Source organism: Halosimplex rubrum (assembly GCF_013415885.1).
GTDB lineage: Archaea > Halobacteriota > Halobacteria > Halobacteriales > Haloarculaceae > Halosimplex > Halosimplex rubrum.
The window spans coordinates 230326-250110 of the sequence record NZ_CP058910.1; the positions used below are offsets into that span (position 1 = coordinate 230326).

The 19785-nt window shown below is 69.4% G+C and carries 19 protein-coding genes; 8 read left to right on the top strand and 11 right to left on the bottom strand.

Going from position 1 to position 19785, the window contains the following annotated elements:
• Window positions 1-57 precede the first annotated feature (57 nt).
• Complete coding sequence (locus tag HZS55_RS01210; RefSeq protein WP_179909952.1) at window positions 58-1410, top strand: oxidoreductase; 1353 nt, start codon at window positions 58-60, stop codon at window positions 1408-1410.
• A 77-nt stretch (window positions 1411-1487) separates the two neighbouring features.
• On the opposite strand, the gene HZS55_RS01215 is transcribed toward HZS55_RS01210, so the two are convergent.
• A complete protein-coding gene (locus tag HZS55_RS01215; RefSeq protein WP_179911751.1) occupies window positions 1488-2042 on the bottom strand; it encodes a MaoC family dehydratase in 555 nt (184 codons plus the stop codon).
• Window positions 2043-2491: 449 nt separating this feature from the next.
• Between HZS55_RS01215 and HZS55_RS01220 the strand changes: the two genes are divergently transcribed.
• The 6 genes from HZS55_RS01220 (at window position 2492) to HZS55_RS01245 (ending at window position 5954) form a co-directional block, all read left to right on the top strand.
• A complete protein-coding gene (locus HZS55_RS01220) occupies window positions 2492-2785 on the top strand; it encodes an AbrB/MazE/SpoVT family DNA-binding domain-containing protein (RefSeq protein ID WP_179909953.1) in 294 nt (97 codons plus the stop codon).
• 5 nt (window positions 2786-2790) lie between these two features.
• Entirely contained in the window at window positions 2791-3339 is a 549-nt protein-coding gene (locus HZS55_RS01225) for a hypothetical protein (protein ID WP_179909954.1), read from the top strand.
• 39 nt (window positions 3340-3378) lie between these two features.
• Complete coding sequence (locus tag HZS55_RS01230) at window positions 3379-3924, top strand: poly(R)-hydroxyalkanoic acid synthase subunit PhaE (protein ID WP_179909955.1); 546 nt, start codon at window positions 3379-3381, stop codon at window positions 3922-3924.
• 1 nt (window position 3925) lies between these two features.
• Window positions 3926-5281: a class III poly(R)-hydroxyalkanoic acid synthase subunit PhaC gene (gene phaC, locus HZS55_RS01235; RefSeq protein ID WP_179909956.1), complete on the top strand. Its 1356-nt coding sequence runs from the start codon at window positions 3926-3928 to the stop codon at window positions 5279-5281.
• 142 nt (window positions 5282-5423) lie between these two features.
• Complete coding sequence (locus HZS55_RS01240) at window positions 5424-5648, top strand: type II toxin-antitoxin system HicB family antitoxin (RefSeq protein WP_179909957.1); 225 nt, start codon at window positions 5424-5426, stop codon at window positions 5646-5648.
• A gap of 63 nt (window positions 5649-5711) precedes the next feature.
• A complete protein-coding gene (locus HZS55_RS01245) occupies window positions 5712-5954 on the top strand; it encodes a type II toxin-antitoxin system HicA family toxin (RefSeq protein WP_218927262.1) in 243 nt (80 codons plus the stop codon).
• 65 nt (window positions 5955-6019) lie between these two features.
• On the opposite strand, the gene HZS55_RS22750 is transcribed toward HZS55_RS01245, so the two are convergent.
• From HZS55_RS22750 to HZS55_RS01260, 4 genes are all read right to left on the bottom strand, one after another.
• Window positions 6020-6151, bottom strand: a complete 132-nt coding sequence (locus tag HZS55_RS22750) for a PIN domain-containing protein (protein WP_281372858.1) — start codon at window positions 6149-6151, stop codon at window positions 6020-6022.
• A 71-nt stretch (window positions 6152-6222) separates the two neighbouring features.
• Window positions 6223-7584, bottom strand: a complete 1362-nt coding sequence (locus tag HZS55_RS01250; protein WP_179909958.1) for a hypothetical protein — start codon at window positions 7582-7584, stop codon at window positions 6223-6225.
• A gap of 101 nt (window positions 7585-7685) precedes the next feature.
• A complete protein-coding gene (locus HZS55_RS01255; protein WP_179909959.1) occupies window positions 7686-9083 on the bottom strand; it encodes a hypothetical protein in 1398 nt (465 codons plus the stop codon).
• Window positions 9080-9832: a hypothetical protein gene (locus HZS55_RS01260; protein WP_179909960.1), complete on the bottom strand. Its 753-nt coding sequence runs from the start codon at window positions 9830-9832 to the stop codon at window positions 9080-9082. Before HZS55_RS01260 ends, HZS55_RS01255 begins: the two co-directional genes overlap by 4 nt.
• Before the next feature lie 94 nt (window positions 9833-9926).
• Here HZS55_RS01260 and HZS55_RS01265 point away from each other — a divergent pair, with 94 nt between their 5' ends.
• Entirely contained in the window at window positions 9927-11441 is a 1515-nt protein-coding gene (locus HZS55_RS01265) for a glutamate--cysteine ligase family protein (protein ID WP_179909961.1), read from the top strand.
• Between the two features lie 123 nt (window positions 11442-11564).
• On the opposite strand, the gene HZS55_RS01270 is transcribed toward HZS55_RS01265, so the two are convergent.
• From HZS55_RS01270 to HZS55_RS22520, 6 genes are all read right to left on the bottom strand, one after another.
• On the bottom strand, window positions 11565-12266 hold the full coding sequence (locus tag HZS55_RS01270; RefSeq protein WP_179909962.1) for a hypothetical protein: 702 nt from the start codon (window positions 12264-12266) through the stop codon (window positions 11565-11567).
• A gap of 73 nt (window positions 12267-12339) precedes the next feature.
• Window positions 12340-16509 carry a DUF7286 family protein gene (locus HZS55_RS01275; protein ID WP_179909963.1) on the bottom strand — a complete coding sequence of 1390 codons (4170 nt, stop codon included), beginning with the start codon at window positions 16507-16509 and terminating at the stop codon, window positions 12340-12342.
• Window positions 16506-17480, bottom strand: a complete 975-nt coding sequence (locus HZS55_RS01280) for a DUF7284 family protein (RefSeq protein ID WP_179909964.1) — start codon at window positions 17478-17480, stop codon at window positions 16506-16508. Before HZS55_RS01280 ends, HZS55_RS01275 begins: the two co-directional genes overlap by 4 nt.
• A gap of 155 nt (window positions 17481-17635) precedes the next feature.
• Window positions 17636-17917 (bottom strand): hypothetical protein, encoded by a 282-nt coding sequence (locus tag HZS55_RS01285; RefSeq protein ID WP_179909965.1) that lies wholly within the window; start codon window positions 17915-17917, stop codon window positions 17636-17638.
• A 100-nt stretch (window positions 17918-18017) separates the two neighbouring features.
• Window positions 18018-19145: a class I SAM-dependent methyltransferase gene (locus HZS55_RS01290; RefSeq protein ID WP_179909966.1), complete on the bottom strand. Its 1128-nt coding sequence runs from the start codon at window positions 19143-19145 to the stop codon at window positions 18018-18020.
• A gap of 99 nt (window positions 19146-19244) precedes the next feature.
• Window positions 19245-19781, bottom strand: coding sequence for an SHOCT domain-containing protein (locus HZS55_RS22520; RefSeq protein ID WP_246308330.1), 537 nt, complete (start codon window positions 19779-19781; stop codon window positions 19245-19247).
• Window positions 19782-19785 lie beyond the last annotated feature (4 nt).

The window sequence follows — 19785 nt, forward strand, 5'->3', positions numbered from 1 at the left end:
CCGGTAGCCCCCTTCGACTGGGAGTAAGCTTATCCTGCGGACTCGGCTAAATCGACCATGCCGACGCTCGACGACCCCGTCTCGATCGGCGGGGTCGACCTGCCGAACCGTCTCTACCGCGCGCCGCTGCTGGAGTGCGCCGGCAACGGGCCCGACGCCGTCGACACCCTCCTCGACGAACTCGAACCGACCGCCGCCGCCGGCGTGGGTCTGATCTTTCAGGGCGCCAGCATCGTCACCGCCGAGAGCGGCTGCGCGGCGCCGAACATGACCCGCGTTCACGACCCCGCGTTCGTCGACCGCTGTTCGCGGCTGACCGACGCCGTCCACGACCGCGGCGGCCGGATCTTCGTCCAGCTGGGCCACGGCGGCCTCCGCAGTCTGGCCGTCTGGCACGCCGAACAGCGCGCCCGGAACCCCGACCACGAGGAGCTGGCCGTCTCCCGGCCGCCCCCGCAGTTGCGCGCGCTCGACCGGCTCGGGCTCGTGGAGTTTCGGCCCCGCGTGATGACGACGAGCGAGGTGTACGAACTCGCCGAGCAATTCGGGAAAGCTGCGGGCTACGCGGCCGACGCCGGCTACGACGGGGTCCACCTCTCGGGGGCGAACATGGGCATCGTCCAGCAGTTCCTGTCGCCCTTCTACAACCGTCGCGACGACGAGTTCGGGACCGACCCCGACGAGCCGCCGGGCAGCGGCGGCGTGGCCTTCCTCGAAGCGGTCCACGACGCCGTCCGCGAGCACGCCGGCGATATCCCGCTGGTGACGAAGGTGCCCGCCGAGACCGCCGCGCCGCGGTTCGTCCGCCGTCGGCTCTCGCGAACGGACGCGATCGATATCTGCGAGCGCGTGGCCGAGATCGGCTACGACGCCGTCGTTCCCGTCGAGGTCTCGACGTTCTGGGACATGAGCGTCGTCCGCGGGGCTTATCCCGAGCGGGCGTGGGACCACGCGGACCTGCAGTCGGGGTACGCGGGGGCGCTTGGGAGTCCGCTGAAGGCGCGGGCGGTCGCGGCGCTCAATCGGCTACAGAGTCGGCGGTTCCCCGAGGAGCCCGGCTGGAACGCCGCCCTCTGTCGGCGCGTCCGTCGGCGGGTCGACGTGCCCGTCCTCTGCGAGGGCGGGATCCGGGAGCGCGAGACCTGCGAGGACCTGCTGGGCGGCGGCGCCGACGGGGAGCCGGCCTGCGATCTCGTGGGGATGGGCCGACCGTTCTACGCCGAGCCGCGGCTGGGGGCGCGGCTGCTCGGCGAGACGGGGTCGAACGCCGACGCGCGGGCGCTCTGCGAGAGCTGCAACAACTGCACCGTCCCGCAGGTGACCGGCGCGCCCGGTCTCTGTCGGACCCCGTCGGTGGTGCGCGAGCGGGCTCGACTCGAGACGGAGGGCGTCTACGAGCGCGGGGAGTGACCGGCGGCTGGCGGCGCCGGCGGAGACGGAGAAGCGGGGAGCGGACGGGATTGGCCGAAACGGAGCGCGGCCGCGGCTTACTCGTCGTCGGGGAGTTCGTCGACGAGGACGACGGCCTCGCCGTCGATGATGGTCTCGCCGTCGTCGACGACGCGGGTGGTCAGGCGGTACTGGTCGTCGCCCAGGTCCTCGACGATCTCACAGACCGCGGTGAGCCGATCCCCGAGGCGGACGGGGTTGTGGAACTCCAGATCCTGAGAGAGGTAGATCGTGAGGCCGGGCAGGCGCGCGAGTCCGGCGGAGATGAGGCCGCCGACGAGCGTCCCGTGGGCGATGCGGCCCCGGAAGCGGGTCTTGCTCGCGAACTCGTCGTCGAGGTGCAGCGGGTTGGTGTCACCGCTCGCGGCCGCGAACGACTGCACGTCGCGGTCGGAGATGTTCTTGGTGAACTCGACGCGGTCGCCGACGCCCAGCCGGCCGCGGTCGTGCTCCGTCAGCTCGACGTGCCACTCGGGGAGATCCTCGTCGGCCTCGATGCGGTCGACGGCCGCCGGCCCCTCGTCGTCGTCCGACGGCGTGACGCCGAAGGCCGCGAACGCCGCCCGGTTGGCCGCGACCACGCTGTTGAACATGTGCGAAGAGGTCTCCGCCCACGTGTCAAGCAGCGCGTTTCGGTGCGGTTGAGAACTCATCGATACCCGCGTTTGGGTTTGATGCTATTAAAGCGTAGTGGTACAGAACGGGCGATATCGCGACAGAAACGGCTTCTCAGCCCGCTACGCGGGATACGCGCCGCTTACTCCCGGCGGATTTCGCGGTGACCGAAACCGGGACCTTCCGGTTCGACCATCCCGGTACAACCCGGTCGGTAACCCCGGGCTACCGCACTCCTCGCCCCGTCTCGTCGCCGTCGTCCACTCCACCCGGCCCGATCGCGGCTCGACCGACACCCGCTCCGGCCGCTCGGACGCCTCCGGACCCGCCCGGTTCGGGGCAGCGATCCATCGTGTGGTATCGAATGGTATCAAATGGTGTTGAGCGCAATCCTTATGTAATTGAGGGGTGTAGGTGTATTCGACCGATGACCGACGAGAGCGACGGTCCGACGTGGCCGCCGATGTTCAGCGGGATGCAGGAGATGAGTGAGCAGGCGATGGAGAGCCAGCAGGAGATGCTGAGTCAGATGATGCAGGCGGGGGCTGGCGGGCTGGACATGAACCAGCTCGGCGCGATGAGCCAGACGGCGACGTTCAAGACGCGCGTCCAGTCGGGCGGACGGATCTCTATTCCCGACGCCGAGCGCGAGGCGCTGGACATCGAAGAGGGCGACATCGTTCAGACCGTCGTCATCCCGGTCAAGCGGAACAGAGAGTGATACACATGGCATACACGACCCCCATCACCACGGCGTTCGAGATGCAGCGCGCGACGATCGAGCAGAGCCAGAAGGCCTTCGAGCAGAGCCTCGAGATGCAGCAGACGATGAGCGAGGCCGTCGTCGACAGCTTCGACAGCCAGGAGTCGGCCCAGCGTCGCGGCGTCGAGCTGACCCAGACGATGGTCCACGGCTACCTCGACGTGATCGAGTCCTCGATGCCCGGCGCCGCCGGCACCGTCGACGAGGTGCGCGCGGCCGTCGACGAGCAGTACGACTTCCTGCTGGAGAACCACGCCGAGGTCTTCGAGACCGTCGCGAGCGAGTACGAGCAGGGCATCGACGCCTACGACGAGCTGAGCCACGACTACGTCGAGGCCGTCGACGAACAGGTCGCGATGCTGGTCGAGGCTCACGAGGAGCTCGAAGCGCAGTCGGTCGACGTGGCCGAGGAGTGGGGCGACCAGCTCGAGGAGCTGCAGGGCCAGGTCGAGGACCTGCAGGACCAGGTCAGCGACGTGCAGGAGCGGGCCGCAGCGGCCGTCGACGCGTAGGAACACGGTTTTTTCTTTCAGGACACCCGAGACATACCCATGAGCAACACCAACGAGATGCAGGAGCAGTGGACAGAGATGGTCGAGGAGATGAACGACGCGGTCGCCGACTCCCTCGAACAGAACATGAAGGCCCAGGCCGCCTTCGTCGAGTCGTGGGCCGAGGCCGTCGAGGACTCCGTGCCCGAGGACGAGGCGATGGCCGAAGGCATCCAGGGGTACAACCGCGCCTACGAGGTGTGGATGGACGCCGCCGAGCAGATGTTCGAGCGGACCACCGACGCCGCCCAGGGCGACGACGTCTCCCCCTCGGAGTACCGCGACATCTGGCTGCAGTCGGCCAACGAGGCGTTCAAGGAGGTCATGTCGACCAGCGCCTTCGCCGCCGCCAACGGCCAGCTCGTCGAGCGCATGATGGAGATGCGCCGCGAGGCCGACGACGTGAGCCAGGAGACCATCTCACAGCTCGGCTTCCCCACCCGCGACGACATGGACGAGGTCGGCGAGCGACTGGTCGAACTCGAACGACGCCAGCAGGCCGTCGAACAGAAACTCGACCGCATCATCGACCACCTGGAGGAGTAAGATGGCGAGCGAACGCGCCGAACCGTTCAACCCCATCTCGCTCGCGCTCGACGCCCAGCGCACCGCGCTGGAGACGATGACCGACGCGACCGAGCAGAACGCCGAGCTCCCCGAGGCGCTGGCGACCGTCGAGACCGTCGACGTGGGCCAGACCCCCAGCGAGGTCGTCTACGAGGAGAACAAGCTCGAACTGCTGCACTACCAGCCCGAGGAGGCCGGCATCGAGCCCGACGAGACCCACGACGTGCCGATCCTCATCGTCTACGCGCTGATCAACAAGCCGTACATCCTCGACCTGCAGGAGGAGCGCTCCGTGGTGCGGCGCCTGCTCGAAGCGGGCCACGACGTGTATCTCATCGACTGGAACGAGCCCTCGCGGATGGACCAGCACCTCACGCTCGACGACTACGTCAACCGCTACATCGAGAACTGCGTCGACGTGGTCCGCGACCGGTCGAGCCAGGACAAGATCAACATCCTCGGCTACTGCATGGGCGGCACGATGTCGGCCATGTACGCCGCCTTGCACCCCGAGAAGGTCAACGCCCTGGGCCTGATGGCCGCGGGGCTGTGTTTCCAGGGCACCGGCGGCGTCCTCGAACAGTGGGGCTCCGACGAGTACTACGACCCCGAGGACGTGACCGACACCTTCGGCAACGTCCCCGCGGAGTTCCTCGATGTGGGCTTCGCGCTGATGGACCCCGTCGACAACTACGTCTCGAAGTACGTCCGCTTCTACGAGAACCTCGACAACGAGGACTTCGTCGAGAACTTCGGCCGGATGGAGCGGTGGCTCTCCGAGGGCATCGACGTCGCCGGCGAGGCCTACGACCAGTTCCTCACCGACCTCTACCAGGAGAACAAGCTCTACCACAACGAGATGGAACTGGACGGGGTCCACGTCGACGTCGAGAACATCGACATGCCCGTCCTGCAGATCATGGGCGAGTACGACCACCTCATCCCCGCCGACGCCTCCAAGCCGTTCAACGAGGTCGTCGGCAGCGACGACGTGACCACCATCGAGTACGCCACCGGCCACATCGGCCTCTCGGTGTCCTCGTCGTCCCACGAGGAGGTCTGGCCCGAGGTCTGCGAGTGGTACGCCGACCGCGCCCCGGCGACCGACGAGGAAGCCGCCGAGGAGGAGGCCGTCGCCGAGACGACCGCCGAGGACGAACCCGACAGCCCCGACGTGGACACCGTCGACGGCGTCGGCCCGACCTACGCCGACCGCCTGCGCGACGCCGGCATCGCCACCGTCGCCGACCTGGTCGCCAGCGAGCCCGCCGACGTGGCGGAGATCACCGGCGCGCCCGTCTCTCGCGTCGAAGACTGGTTCGAGCAGGTCGAGTAAGGCCGCTCTCTGTTCCGCTTTTCGCGTAGATCGTCAGGTGTGTCCGGGCGAATCCGGACCAGCCGCAGCCCGGAATTCGCGTCGTCGAGAGAAGAGAGAATCGGCCGAAACTGATTTGCCCGGGGCCCGATCAGTGGGAGGTATGGGAGTCCAGTCCCGCGAACCCGACGAGTTCGACACCGTCACACTCACCGAGAGTGACGGCTACGTCGTCGCGCGTGACGACGATTCCGGGGTTGCGAGCCAGGGCGACACCAAAGCGGAGGCACTTGCCAACCTCGCCGAAGCGCTCGAACTCCACGAGCGACCGGACCCCGACGACGCGGAACTGGAAGAAGCCACTGCGCCATGGCTGACCGACGAGTAGTTCTTTCGAGCGACGAGTGCCCGCAAACCAAAGCGTTATTTTCGACCCGGAAGCATCGCCTCTGTGTCTCGGCCCTATTCCGGACGGGAACTGATCAACGCGCTTCGGAAGTGGAACTTCCGGCGCGTCGATCAGACCGGGAGTCACGTGAAACTCCGGTACGTCGACCCGAACACGGGCGAGAAACGGACCGTCACGGTCCCGTTGCACGACGAAGTCGCGACCGACACGCTCCGTTCTATCGCGGACCAGGCCGGTGCCGAGGACTTTCAGTCGTTTCTCGACGCGATCGACGACCTCGTGTAGAGTTCAAGCGGCCCGGCCGGGACTGCCGCTCTCGGTTCCACGGATCCATTTCGCCGGAGATCCGGTCAGACGAAGTCGACATCGAGTAGCTCGTCGATCCCCTCGACATCGAAGTCGGAGTCGGCGACGGCAAGCGGTTCGTCGAGGTGTTTCGCCGTCCCTGCGATGAACGCGTCGCGGGCGTCGGGATCGAACACGTCGAGACACCGAAACAGGCAGTGGAGTCGATAGAGCGGCGCGTCTGAGCGGGCCCGCGGCCGCCGGGCGGCTACGCGGCGTCCAGGGCGGCCAGCGCCTCGTCGACGGCGCCGGGCGTCGCGCGAGCGAGGGCCGCGAACTCGACGTAGTACCTGCCCCGGTCCGCAACCGCGGCCCGCTGGAGGGTCGGCTGGTCCCACTCACGGAGCGACGCGTCGGTGCTCGCCATCCGCGCGACCGGGTACGCCAGCAGTTCCCGCGCCAGTCGGCGGTCGGCGCTGGCTTCCAGCGCGTCCTCGACGGCGGCGATGGCCGCCTCGCGGCGCTCGCGCAGGGCCGCCGCACTGTCGACCGACAGCGACTCGCCGCCAGCGACCCGCTCCCGCAGCGACAGGAAGGCGTCGGCCGTCGCGATCCCGTCGTAGCGAGCGAGCACGTCCGAAGCCGGGTCCGCCGTCGCGCCGCGGTCCGCGAGGTAGTGAGCGTCGCCGTGGAGCTGTCGGAGGGCGGACTCGACCGCTCGACCGAGGCCGTCCGCGTCGGTCCCGGCCAGTCCGGCGGCGTCGGTCGCGTCCGGCCCGGGGAGGGCTGCGATCCGCGAGTCCAGCGCCGCCGTCAGCGACTCGCGGGCGTCGACGAAGGTCGACGCCAGCGACCGGGAGTCGGTCAGCGCCTCGGAGAACCGCTCGTCGACGTGACGGGCGTCGTCCAGCCGCGCCAGCCCCTCCGCGATCGTCCCGGCTCGCTTCCCGACCGCGTTCGCGTCGGGTAACCGCTCGGCCTCGGCGTCGGCCGCCGTCGGCGCGTCAGACGACGCCCGCTCGTAGTCGTCCCACTCGGGCGTGGCCGCGTCGGCCGCCCCCTCGGCCAGCGTCTCGACGATCCCGTGGACGAGCAGCGCCCGAACGGGGTCGGCCGGGTCGCCGTCGAGCGCCCGGTCTTCGCGGAACGCGCCGGCCTTCCGTTCGAGCGTTCGCCCGCGCGAGCCCACGTCGTGGCGGGAGCGGTCGCCGGTCGCGAACGCCCACGTGCTCGCGGCGCGCTCGGCCGAGTAGCGCGCGTCGCGGAGGTCGCCGAGCCGCTCCCCCGTCGCCTCGGCGTCGTCCGCGGTCGAGAGGGTCTCTCGGGCCCGCTCGACGCTGCGCTCGACCAGCGTCCGCGTCGTCTCGTCGGGCGCCGCCTCGGCCGGGAGCGGGTCGGGAACGCCGTCGAGCGTCGACCGGACCGCCCGCCGGGCCCTGTCGAAGTGCGACGGGGAGACCAGAACGGGAAACGGCTCGGTCACCGTCGGGAACGACCCCGAGACGGCCGTCGCGACCGCGGTCGCGTCCAGCGGTGTGGGCTCCGCGTCTCCGCCGCCGAGGCCGCCACAGCCGCCGAGCGCCGCCGCTCCCGCGACCGCCAGCACGCGCCGCCGCGTCGGTTCGGTCATTGACACGGCTGGTGAGGTAGCGGCGCGGTAAATGTCTCGTGGTCGCGGACGGGACGGCGGCGGTGGCGGTGGCGGTGGCGGTCACGGCCGAGGGCAGCGGGTCACTCGACGCCGAGGGCGGCCAGCGCCTCGTCCACGGCCGCGGGGACGGCGCCGGCGATCACCTCAATCTCGAGGTAGATGGCGATCTCGTCGGCGACCCGTTCGAGCTCGACCGGGTCGTCGCCGGCGCGTCGGTCGATGTCGCGGGCCGCGTAGTCGAACCAGCCCGCGAGCGTGGCCAGTTCCGTCCGCGCGAGTCGCTCGTCCGCGCTCTCGGCCAGCGCGTCTTCGACGGCCGTCACGGCCGCCCGCCGCAGTTCCTCGACGTCCTCGGCGCTCTCGACCGTCCGGTGCTCGTCGGCGGCGATCCGCTCGCGAAGCGTCTCGAAGCCGCCGATCTGTGCGAGCGTCTCGACCTGCCACAGGATCCGCCCGGGCAGTTCGGTCTCGGGGACGAACTCCCCCTCGTAGGGAAGGTCGCCGTGTAGTTGGCGCAACGCAGCGCCCGCGACCGTCCCCTCCAGATCGCCACCACCGTCGACGAGACCTGGGAGGTCCGCGTGCTCGCCGGGCTTGTCTGTCATTCGCGAGTCGATGGTGTCGGCCAGCGAATCGCGGGCGTCGGTGAACGTCGCCGCCAGCGACCGGGCGTCGGACAGCGACGCGGTGAATCGCTCGCCGACGTGGCGGGCGTCACCGAGCGCGGCGCGGGCCTGTTCGACCTCGCTGGCGCGCTCGCCGACGGTGAGCGGGGTGACGGGCGAGGACTGGTCGTCGGGCCGCCTCCGACTCAGGTCGTTCTCGCCCTCCCGGACCCACTGCTCGACGAGCGCGTGGACGACCACCGCGCGAACGGGGCCCTCACCGACGTACTCCCAGTCGTCGCGGAACTCGCTGACGTCCTCGCGGACCGACGCCCGGGCCGAGCGCACGTCCGCGGCGGTCAGCTCGTCCTCGATAGCGGCCCACGCGGCCTCGACCGCGCGGGCGGGCCCGCGAGCGTGGGCGAGCAGTTCGAGCCGGTCGCGGGCCCCGGTCGCGCGGGCGGGCCCGCGAGCGTGGGCGAGCAGTTCGAGCCGGTCGCGGGCCCCGGTCGCGCGGACCGCCTCCGCGAGGTGTTCGCGGGCGTGGTCGGCGTGATCGGCGATCTCCTCGCGCATCGCGCCGTTCGGGAGGTCGTCGGCGGTCAGCGGCAGCGGCGCCGCGCCGAGCATCGCGTGGGCCCGGCCGCGGGAGTCGGCGACGTGGTCGTCGGTCACGTCGACCGGGAGCGGGTGGTCGATCGTCGGCCCCTCCCGGCCCGCGATCCGCGTGAGGGCCGCCCCGTCGAGCTCCACCGGGTCGGACCCGAGCGGGTTGGGCAGGGCACCACACCCCGCCAGCAGCGTCGCACCGCCGAGCGCGAGGGCGCCGCGGCGGGTGAACCGCGGGTCGTCCGGTATCGGATCGTCCGTCATCGGTCCCCCCCGTCGGTGCCGGTCGCGGCGTTCGTCGCGGTCCCAGTGGCCGAGCGTGGCCGGGGCGTCGAGCGAGCGCGCTCGCGCTCGCGTCCCACCCGGAAACACCGGCCGCTGGCGACGCCGGTGGCGCCCATTTCGAACGCCGCGGGGTCGAGCGCGGCCGGGAGCCGGGCGATGGTGACGCCGGCGTCGCGTTCGCCGCTCTCGCAGACTACGTCGGCGTCGCGGAGGAACCGACCGTAGCGGGTCTCGACCTCGCCGCTGTCCCAGGTGACGTAACAGAGCACCATCCGGTAGCACTCCTCGACCTGGTGCCCTTCGACCAGCAGCGTCTCGCTGTCGAAGTCCGTCTCGGCGACGAACGCCCGGGCGGTCTCGGCGCTGTCGGAGACCTCGGTCTCGGTCACGCGGTCGGAGACCGCGAACGTCTCGGCGGTCGCCGCGTCGGCGACGAGACCTTCCCACTGGCGGTCGTCCGGGTCGACGGTCCCGCCGTCGGTCGCTCTGTCGGCGGCGTCAGGGACGAACCACGCGAGCGGATCGCGGTAGTCGGCCTCGTCGGCGCGGAGGGTGACGTAGTCGGGGTCGTCGACGCGGTCGTCGCCGACAGAGGGAACCGGCTGTGTCGGCGACCCGACGGGGGTGCCGGCGTCGCCTCGGCCGGCGTCGCCGTCGGGACAGCCGGCCAGGCCGGCGACCAGCCCGACAGCTCCCTGGAGGGCGCGGCGGCGGGTGAGTCGGGGCATCGACACGTCCTGCGTGCGTCGGCGGTAAATATCTCGTGGCTCGCCTCGCCCGAGTGCCTCACGTTCAAGTACCGGGGCGGTCGAACGAGGTGGTATGTCCGGCTCCGAACTCGCGGCTCGCGTCCGGGAGGCACAGGCGGTCGACCGCGAGGCGTTCGACCGACGAGCCGCCGAGGAGGCCGAGCGACTCAAAGCCGAAGTGACCGACGGCACCTTCGACAACACGGAGGCCATCGTCGGCCTCGAACTCGAGCTGTACGCCGTCGGCGCCCGCTCGGGCTCGCTCAAGCGGGTGCCCCGCGGGTTGCTCGACCTCATCGGCTTCGAGAAGGAGCTGGGACTGCACAACGCCGAGATGCAGACCAGCCCCCAGCCGCTCAACGAGCACGGTCTCGTCGCACAGGAGCAGGAACTGAAGGCGAACCTCGCGCCCGCCCTGAAGCGGACCGCTCGCGACGAGATCCGCCTCGTCAGCGACGGCATGTGGACGGTCCCCCCCACTGGAGAGACCGCGACCGACTACCTCTGTGACTCGGTCGAACAGGACGGCGTCCGCATCGCGACCAACATGTCCGACGCCGCCCGCTACCACACGATGGCCAACACGGACTATCCGACGGGGATGCGCGTCGAGGCGCCCCACGTCTCGCTGTCGGCCGACACCGTCATGCCCGAGAGCCTCATCACCTCCATCCAGCCGCACTACCAGATCCCCCACGCGCCCGACCTGCCCGAGTACTTCCGCTACGCGCTGCGCGTGGCCGGTCCGCTGCTCGCCCTGGGCGTCAACGCCCCCTTCTTCCCGCCGGACCTCTACGACGACGCCGACGACGAGGCCATCGTCGACGACGCCTGGCTGGAGAACCGCATCATCGTCTTCGAGGACGTGCTCAACCCGGCTGCCGACGACGCCCCCGACAAGGTGCGGTTCCCGCCGGACTTCGACAGCGTCGAGGAAGCCATCGACGACGTCGTCGCCGACGAGACCATCGTCCCGATGGACGTGGAGGCGGGCCAGCGCTTCGACGACGCGTTCGTCCACTTCCGGCACAAACACGGCAGCTACTGGCGGTGGATCCGCCCGGTCTTCGACGGCCCCACCGAGCCCCAGGCCAACGCCCGCATCGAGTTCCGCCCGCTGCCCGGTCAGCCCACCGTCCGCGACGCAGTCAGCTTTCAGGCGGTGTTCGCCGGCCTGCTCACCACGCTCACCAGCATCGAACACCCCGTCCGCGCGATGGACTGGGAGACCGCCCGCGAGAACTTCTACGCCGCCAGCCGCGAGGGGCTGGCCGCGGACCTCACCTGGATCACCTCCGACGGCGAGGAGACGACCGACCTCGACCACATCTACGGCGAACTGTTCGAGGCCGCCCGCCAGGGCCTCGAAACCCAGGGCCTCTCGACCGACGCCGCCCGCCGCTACGTCCGCCCGCTGCGCGAGCGGGCCGACCGACGGATCACCCCCGCCCGCTGGAAACACGACCACGTCGCCGCCGCCGTCGACCAGAACGTCCCTCTCGCCGAGGCCATCTGGGGGATGCAGTCGGCCTACGTCGACCATCAGGAGGAGACGCTGCTGGAAGGCACGTTCGTCGACTGGCTGTGAGGACGGCGTCCGTCGTCGCCGACCCGCTCCGAAGCCACGTCGTCGACCGCGTCGCCGACCGCGTCACTGCCCGGCTGAACCACTCAAAAGGAGAAGCGTTTCAACGGCGCCTCAAACCCGCCCTCACCGCTCCGACGCCGCAACGTACTGCTCCGGGTCGGGGAGGTCGGATTCTAACACTTCGACGCGCTTGCCGGTCTCCGGGTCGATCCGGAGAATCGCTCGTCGAGAATCGTTCGGAACGACCGTCTCGACGAGGAGGTCGTCTCTGATTTCGAATCCAGAGCGCCCGTTCTTTCGCCAGCGGCGAGAGCCATCGGTTTCGAATCCGTGGACCGAAGCCCCGGATACTCCTTCCTGAACTACGACGAGGTCCCCCAACTGGAAAACATCCTGTATCGGAGAGACGAACGAGACGACCCGGTCCCCGATGGGCAGTTCAGTCTCCGTCCACCTATCGACGATCTCACCGGTCGACGGTTCGATCTCGTAGTGGTGGTCGTCGCTGTTGGTGGCGATGAAACGTCCTGAAACCGTCTGCAGATCCATGAACCCGTCGTTGGGCCCACTGTGCTTCGGTTCGCCCACGACCCAATCGTGTCTCCCGCGTTCGTCGAACCCGATGAGGTTCTGATTCGTCGCCGGGAGGTCGATGTCGGCGTTTTCCGCGAGCTGTGCGTGGTCACCGACGATTTGTTCCGGCGGTATGATACTGACTACGAGATGGTGCGCAGACTCCTCGGCGTCTCGGATCTTCCCTGGGACGGCCCACTCTCGCGAATCGATCGTCACAGAACTTCTGTTACTCTCGTAGGTAGCATCCATGGGTGATATTTGGTACGTACCGTCCGGTTTGAAGCTACAAAACAGTTGTTTCGTGTGACCGATGCTCGAACCCTTACGGACTCACGTTACAATCGTGTCCCGAGGAAACGGGGAGAGGGTCTCCCGGATCTCCGACCGCTCCCCATCGACCGTCGAATTCACTCTTCTTTGTGAGTTCCTCGATCGATCCGAGCGGTCGCCAGTGGTCGTCGGGCACCTGACCCGGGCTCCCGACGATCTCGTACTGGATCTCCCCGCCACTCAACTCACCACCGTACTCGGCACTTGCGAGCGCTTCGTCGTCCAGTTTCGGATAGTTGTTCGGATGGAACCCGCCCGAATAGCTCACTCGCATGTCGACCCCCTCTGGAACGTACGCCTTCGCGATGCAACTGTAGTTCCCCCAGGCATCGTTCCCATCACCGACGACGTCTCCGTCCCAGAGAGCGAACGTATCGATTAGGGCAGTCCTGTCGTAGCTACGGACTTCCGGCTGGCGGGCCAACCAGCTACCACTGGGGCCATAGCCGCTCTCGTTGTCGAAGATCCGCACGAACTGGTCTTCATCGATGTCCGTCGTGAATTCCGTCACGATCCCGGGCTCTCTGTGCGAGTCGACACCACCGTGACTGGCGAATTCAACGTCGTTCGTATACCGGGCGGTCATGAACCGCTGGATGTCGTGTTCCTCGGCGAGACTCATTCCGTTGCCGTTCTCGTCGCGCAGGAGGTAATCGAGCGCGTTCTCGATGTTCTCGTGGTCGTAGCGGGTCAGGACGATCGTGTCCCGCCAGGTGGTGGCGACGTCGTCGTCACCGGCGTCACCGGGTTCGTCCCCGTTGATGAACTCCGCGTAGCGACCCTTGTACCGGTCGGTAGGGAGCTGACAGAACTGCCCCCTCCAGAGCCGCTCTTGGAGCGAGTCCGAGAGCCCGTCGTACCACTCCATCCCGCTGGTGGCCGAATCGAGCTCCGAGTCACTGTCCTCCTCCAGTTTCTCGGTCAGATCGTCTTCCTCGCAGTTGTCCGGCCCGGGCGCGTCGAATTCGAATTCCCCGTCGTCGTCGTCCCACTCCAGGGGAACGTCGCTGACCGCGCTGCTCCCCGGCACGTAGTCCGCCAGCGACGCTTCGATCGGTCCGCCGCCGTCGTTGATGTTGCTACACTCGTCCGGGTTGATCGCCCCGGGGTTGAACCCGGGCCCGACGTGGCTCCACGTCGCCGAGCACATGTTCTGCCAGGGCTTGCTGTTGGGACCGCCCTTGATCCGCCAGTCGTCGCCCACCCCGTACCGGGGCTTCGGGTAGACGGTCCCGCCGGGCACCGGGATCACCACGGCGGTCGATCCGGAGAAGTTGATCGGGTCGACCTGCCCCACGCGGCGTTTCTGGCCGGCGATCTCCAGGTCGACGGGCATCGCCTGGCGGACGTACGTCGTCGTCTTGGGCGACGCCGGCGCGCTGTTGTCCGCCGTCACCTCGAAGCGGCCGTACTCGCCGTTGACCTGGACCGACCAGTGGTCGACCGACAGGTACCAGTAGGTCGGCCAGGGCACGATCGGCACCCCGGGGTAGCCGAACGTGTTGTGCTTCCTGACGGCCATCGGGACGTGTTGGGTGTCGCCCGCCTCGGTGACGGTCGCGTAACTCGGCCGCACCGCCGGCACCGTCGCACGGCTGACCGGCCCCGTCGTCAGGTACGTCGGCGAGGCGTCGACCGTGTAGCGGATGTCCCCCAGCAGGTCCGTGTCTGACATCGTCCCCGGGCTGTACAGCGGTCCCGACCCGTCGATCTGGTTCGACGCGAACGCCAGTCCCTCGTTCATCACGTCCGTCACGCCGTCGACCTCGCTGGAGATTTCGTCGTTCACGTCGCTGGAGGACTCCGACCGCGCGCTCTCGACGCGGTCGACCCACCGGTGGACCGCGTCGACGTACTCCATGCGCGCCTCGGCGATGGCCTTCTCGCGGGCGCTGTCGTAGCTCCCCGACGTGTCGTAGTAGACGTGGTGTGACGTGTTGGTGCGCTCGCGCAGCGGGCCGAACACGTCGCTACCGGTCGCCATCTCCGTCGGCGAAACTTGCAGGTCCGAGACGGGTCGAGGCGGCGCCGACTCGTCGCCGACCACGTGGTCGTGGAGGCCGACCACCTCGTCTTCGAGCGCGGTCTCGAGGTCCGAACGCTCGCTCGCCGAGAGGAACGTGTCGGAGTTCAGTGTCGTGATACCGGATATCTGGTCGGAGACCGCCGATTCGAGGTCGCCGGCGCTCTCGATCGACCCCGTCGAGATGGCGTCCCCGAAGTTGCCGTCCGGATCGCCGGGGTCGACGTTCAGCCCCCCGCGGATCGACTCGGCGATGGCCTCCTCGAAGTTCGGGCTCGACCCGGTGTAGGCGCCGTCGGTCCCGTTGTGCGAGACGTTGATGTCGGGATCGTCGCTGTAGGTCCCGCCGACGGTCACGTCCACCTCCCAGGTGACGCGCTCGTAGTCGGTCCGGTCCTCGTACTCGTAACACGGACCGGTCGGCGTGGCGGTGCTCGACCCGGACCCCGACGAGCACGGCTCCTGGCGCCTGTATTCGTCCGTCTCCTTCAGGACGTTCGTCACCTCGACGCGGAACTCGTGGAGGTCGCGGGTCCGCGCCGTCGACTCGTCCCAGACCTCGGTGTGGTCGACGGTGACGTCGGCGGTGCGGTCGACTTTCACGTTCCCGTCGTCGAAGACCGACCAGCCGCTGCCGGGCGGTGCGGACGCCTCGGGCATCTCCCCGGAGACCTTCGCGGCGCCGCCGGTGCTCGTGGAGACGGAGTAGGAGTAGATCCGGTCGATCAGCCGCTCGAAGGTGTTGCGCCCGGAGAAATCGGAGGGAAGGTCCTCGTCGATTTCGGGGGCCTCGTCGGTCCCGTTGGGGTCCTCCTGCTCGGTGTCGTCGCTGTACTCGGGGTCGTAGTCGACCGACTGGGCGAGCACCTCGTCGAGCGCCGGCTCGGCGAACTTGTCGATCTCGACGGTGCTCTTCTTGTTGAACGCCCGCTGGGCCTGCTGGCCGATGAACTGGTTGACGACCTCCTGGACGGAGCTTGGCGGGGTCCCGCTCGCGCCGCCAGTGAGCATCGACGCGGCCGCACAGAAGTCCTTGGCGTTCAGGCCGGTCGGCGTACTCCCGAGTCCGTACCGGCTCTTCCAATCGCTGGTCGACCCCTGGTCGTCGAGACTGCTCCCCCCGGCGCCCTCGGTGTAGTCGTCGCTGGAACTGCTCGCGCCGGGCCCCGACCGACTGAACGCGCCCGCGTCGTACAGCTTCTCGACGTTCCGGAGGGCCATACAGGCGTAGGCCGACCCCATTACGCGCGTGTAGCCCGGGTCTCGCGTCCCGAAGACCTCGCCCTGGACGGCGAAGTTGGCGCTGTTGGCCAGCACCTCGATGTCCTTTTTCATCACCATCTTGTCGAACGCGTCGGCCTTCCCGGGCGGCGCCATCCGCTCGTAGTAGGCCTTGGCGTACATCAGCGGGTACAGCCGGGCGGCGAACTGCTTGCCGAAGCCGCTGGTCCCGGAGTCGAAAAAGCCCTTCGCGAGCCGGTCCTGATACTTCTGGGTCTTGTGCTGGAGCAACAGGCTCGTCGACGCGACGGAGACGGTGATCGACTCGGTCTCGCTGGCGCGGATCTCGCCCTCTTCGACGACTTCGGTCGTGAGCCCGTCTATCGTCGCGGTGATCGTCCCGTTGCTCAGGTCGTCGGAGCGGTCGTCCATCCCCGCTTCGAGGTCGACGCGACCGATCGCCGACTGGATCGACGACTCGGTGTAGCTGACCGGCGGGAGCGACGTGCGGGTGACCGACCCGTCGCTCAGTCGCTGGCGAGAGCTGTCCAGTTGCGCCTGCGTTTCGAGATAGGCCCGCAGTTTCAGGTACCGCCGGTAGACGGCGTCGGGGTCGGGATCGCTGGCGCCGGCCGCCAGCGCTCGGCCGGCCGGCGTGTCCGCGGGGACGGTGACCGGTTTCTGTGCGGCGGCGCTCGCCGCGTCCGAGACCGCCTCTCGGACGACCGACTGGGCGGACGCCCGGGACTGATCCACCGCGAGCGCGATATCCGTCTCGGTGTCGGCACCGTCGCGCGACTGTATCACCCCGACGACGGTGGCGCTGGTGATCAACAGCAACACGCCGACGACGGCGAAGGGGATCCGCGCTCTGTTGCTCGTTGCGATCGACAGTGTCTGTGGTCGTCTCGGGCTCATTCGTTCCAGGTAGTCACGGTAACGGTCACTTCACCGACCGAGACGGCCGACGCGATGCGTTCGGCGTCCGCGCTCGGGTACTCGTGCTGTAGCTCCTCGCCGATCATCGTCGCCAGGTCGGCCTGCAGTTCCGCGTTGGCCGTCGCGGCGTCGGCCTGCGTCCGGCTGACCGGGTGGGACCCGACCGCGCCGAGCGCGGGGTCGGTCTCGAACTCCGGGTGGTCGACGAGTTCGGCCATCCGCTGGTAGCGGTAGACCGCCAGCGCCCGACCGAGCCCGTCGCGCTCGAGCGCCAGCTGGGTCTCCCCGGTCGGGAAGTACCCCTCGACGATCGCCCCGGCGATCAGCTCCGAGACGCCGCTGTAGCCGTCGACGCGGAAGGCCCGTTCGAGATCCGCCTCGTCCGGCGCGGGCATCTTGCTCGGGACCGTCAGCGTCGCCGTACTCGTGTCGCCACCGGGGGGCAGGTCGGCGCCCGCCTCCATCCGCCCGCGGATCGCCGAATCGGTGTACGGCGTCCAGACCGCGACGACGTGCGCGTCGGTGCCGGCGCTCGTCAGCGTCCCCCTGACCGCGCCGTCGACGGCCGTCGCGAAGTCCTCACCCGCTCTCGTCAGGTGCGCCGGCCCGTCGGGGTCGTACGGGTCGCCGTCGCCCCCGTCGGGGAACTGCGCGTTCGTGACCGCCCCGTCGGCCAGCAACCCCGTCAGCGCCCCGTGGGTCGACCGCTCGTAGTCGTACCCGCCGTCGTTGAACTGTGATTCGCTGCGGACGGGGTCGAGCGTGTACTCGACCGTCCGGGTCGCTGCCGCGAGCGTCTCGGCCGTCCGGTCGGCCTGGAGCGGGTCGCTGGCGGGCTCGTCGTCGGTCAACGCCACCGCCAGGACCGCGATCGACGCGCTGACCAGCAACAGCGCGAACGTCACGTCCACGACCGTACTGATCGCTCTGTCCGGTCGTCGTCCCGTCACGGGCGACGCCCCCGGACGACCTCGGAGTCCCGGGCTCGGCTGCTCCCCCCGAGCGCAGACAACCGAGACAGCATACCCCCATTGGCCTCGTCATGTTATTTAAACGTAACACGGGAGCCGACGGTGGCGAGAGGGACGTGCAGCCGACGGCGCGCTCACTCCTCGTCGATCTGGGCCTCGACGCGGTCTCTGAGGGCGTCGGCGTGTTCCTTGGCCGCCGCGGCGTGGGCCGAGTCCTCCGTCTCGACGAGGCGGTCGACCGACTCGCGCAGCGCGACGAAGTGTTCGGGTTCGCTCTCGAAGAAGTTCCCGAGCTGGTCGACGTGTTCCTGGGCCGCCGAGGCGTTGGTCTCGTTGTATCCGACCTCCAGGCCGGCGAGACGGGCGTCTAAGTCCTCCAGTGTCTCCAGCACCCGTTCGTACGGCCCAGGCGCCATGTACGGACTGTTCCTCCCCACGGGATAAAAACTACTGTGGTGGCGGCGACCGACAATCGCCCCATGCCAGCGGGACAGGTCAGTCTCCCAACTCGATCGATCACTCGACGCGCGCGTCGACGACGACGTGGGCCACGCCCTCGCTGTAACCCTTGACGCGGCGCGTTTCGAGGACGTCGACCGACCGGCCGCGCTCGGCGGCGGCCGCGCGCAGTCGCTCGACGGGGCGGTCGGGCACCAGCGTCTCCGGCGTCGCCTCGTGCATGTGGACGACGCCGCCGGGTTCGAGCGCGCCCAGCGCGCTGTCGAGGTACTCGTGGGAAGCGTCGGAGGGACTCCGACTGTCTTCCGAGCGCGGCTCGGAAGCGTCGTAGTGGCCCATCACGACCCGGTCGGCGCGCACGTCCGTCGCCGAGTCGACCTGCGCGGGGTCGGCGTCGCCGACCTCGTCGGTCCGTGGCGGCTCCGCCGCCACGCGCAGCACGTCCCGACAGTCCGCCCGGTAGGGCTGGACGCGGTCGGTGACCCCGTTGCGCCGGACGTTCTCCAGCAGGAATTCGAAGGATGCGGGGTTTCGCTCGATGGCGGTCACGTCCGCCCCGGCGCGGGCCATCGGCAGCGCGAAGTAACCGATCCCGGCGAACATGTCGACGACGCGCTCGCCCTCGCTCACCTCATCGCCCATCCGCGCTCGCTCGGCCTTGTTCCCCGGCGAGAACATCACCTCCGCCAGGTCCATCGCGTAGGTGGTACCGTGCTCGCGGTGGACGGTCTCGGTATCGCCCTCGCCCGCCAGCACCGTCACGTCGGGCTCGCGGTGGGCGCCGGTGACCGGTCCCCGGGCGAGGACGGTGTCGGCGGCGCCGTGCAGGTCCAGCAGCGCCTCGCCGAGTTCCGCGGGCCGGGGCGCGTCGCCGATGTCGACGAGGACGACCGTCCCCAGCACCGCCCAGGACGACGGCGCCAGTTCGACCTCCTCGTCGGTCCAGCCGCGCTCGCGGAGGTGGTCGGCGAGGTCACGCAGACGCGGCTCGCCCACCTGTCGCACGACCTCGCGGTAGTCGACGGCCTCGGGTACCGCCGTCACCGGGAGCGAGACGCTCCCCTCGTCGAACTCGCGGACCGAGCGGTCGGCGTCGTAGACCCCCGCCCGTTCGAGGTCGTCGATGACCGCCTCGGCGCGGGGCTTGTCGACGACGACCGCCAGTCGGTCGTCACGCTCGTCCATCTACTCGTCGGGTGGGGACCGACGGCCGAAACGGTTTCGGGTCGGGCGCGACCGGGCGAGCGGACCGCGGCGGTCCGGCGACGGCACCGGGCCGCTCGCTCAGGTCGACTCGGGTTCGCGGTCGCGGCCGGGCGCGGACGGTCGGTCGTCCGCCGGCGACCCGCCGCGCGCCGCCTCGCGTTCGACCGCCCGGCCGGGTGACGTTCCGCTCGGACCGTCGAGCGGCCGGTCGTCACCCGCCTCGCTCGCCAGCAGCGCGTCGAGGCGGCGCTCGAACTCGGTCTGGTCGATCTCGCCGCGGGCGAACCGCTCGCGGAGCGTCTCGACCGGGTCGTCGCCGCCCGAGCGGTCGCCGCCCGACCCCGAGCCGTCGAGCATCGACGGGAGGTCGACGCGACGCTCGCCGAGCGTCCCCGGCAGGTCCACGGGCGAGAGGCCGAGGACGACCCACACGAGCAGCGCCGTCACCGGCGTCGCCAGCAGCCAGCCCGCCACCGCGACCTCGATCGCGGTCACGACGCCGGCGTTGAACAGGACCAGCAGGACGGTCGGCAGCGTCGCGACGGCGATCAACACCGGCAGGAGCGCGACGAACCGGCGAGTCACGGTCCGTGCCGAACGGAGGGCTTCGAACATGTGT

Excerpts from the sequence above, each read along its gene's own strand:
- HZS55_RS01210 (WP_179909952.1), top strand. The coding sequence starts at position 58 with ATGCCGACGCTCGACGACCCCGTCTCGATCGGCGGGGTCGACCTGCCG.
- HZS55_RS01215 (WP_179911751.1), bottom strand. The coding sequence starts at position 2,042 with ATGTTCAACAGCGTGGTCGCGGCCAACCGGGCGGCGTTCGCGGCCTTC.
- HZS55_RS01220 (WP_179909953.1), top strand. The coding sequence starts at position 2,492 with ATGACCGACGAGAGCGACGGTCCGACGTGGCCGCCGATGTTCAGCGGG.
- HZS55_RS01225 (WP_179909954.1), top strand. The coding sequence starts at position 2,791 with ATGGCATACACGACCCCCATCACCACGGCGTTCGAGATGCAGCGCGCG.
- HZS55_RS01230 (WP_179909955.1), top strand. The coding sequence starts at position 3,379 with ATGAGCAACACCAACGAGATGCAGGAGCAGTGGACAGAGATGGTCGAG.
- phaC (WP_179909956.1), top strand. The coding sequence starts at position 3,926 with ATGGCGAGCGAACGCGCCGAACCGTTCAACCCCATCTCGCTCGCGCTC.
- HZS55_RS01240 (WP_179909957.1), top strand. The coding sequence starts at position 5,424 with ATGGGAGTCCAGTCCCGCGAACCCGACGAGTTCGACACCGTCACACTC.
- HZS55_RS01250 (WP_179909958.1), bottom strand. The coding sequence starts at position 7,584 with ATGACCGAACCGACGCGGCGGCGCGTGCTGGCGGTCGCGGGAGCGGCG.
- HZS55_RS01255 (WP_179909959.1), bottom strand. The coding sequence starts at position 9,083 with ATGACGGACGATCCGATACCGGACGACCCGCGGTTCACCCGCCGCGGC.
- HZS55_RS01260 (WP_179909960.1), bottom strand. The coding sequence starts at position 9,832 with ATGCCCCGACTCACCCGCCGCCGCGCCCTCCAGGGAGCTGTCGGGCTG.
- HZS55_RS01265 (WP_179909961.1), top strand. The coding sequence starts at position 9,927 with ATGTCCGGCTCCGAACTCGCGGCTCGCGTCCGGGAGGCACAGGCGGTC.
- HZS55_RS01270 (WP_179909962.1), bottom strand. The coding sequence starts at position 12,266 with ATGGATGCTACCTACGAGAGTAACAGAAGTTCTGTGACGATCGATTCG.
- HZS55_RS01275 (WP_179909963.1), bottom strand. The coding sequence starts at position 16,509 with ATGAGCCCGAGACGACCACAGACACTGTCGATCGCAACGAGCAACAGA.
- HZS55_RS01285 (WP_179909965.1), bottom strand. The coding sequence starts at position 17,917 with ATGGCGCCTGGGCCGTACGAACGGGTGCTGGAGACACTGGAGGACTTA.
- HZS55_RS01290 (WP_179909966.1), bottom strand. The coding sequence starts at position 19,145 with ATGGACGAGCGTGACGACCGACTGGCGGTCGTCGTCGACAAGCCCCGC.
- HZS55_RS22520 (WP_246308330.1), bottom strand. The coding sequence starts at position 19,781 with ATGTTCGAAGCCCTCCGTTCGGCACGGACCGTGACTCGCCGGTTCGTC.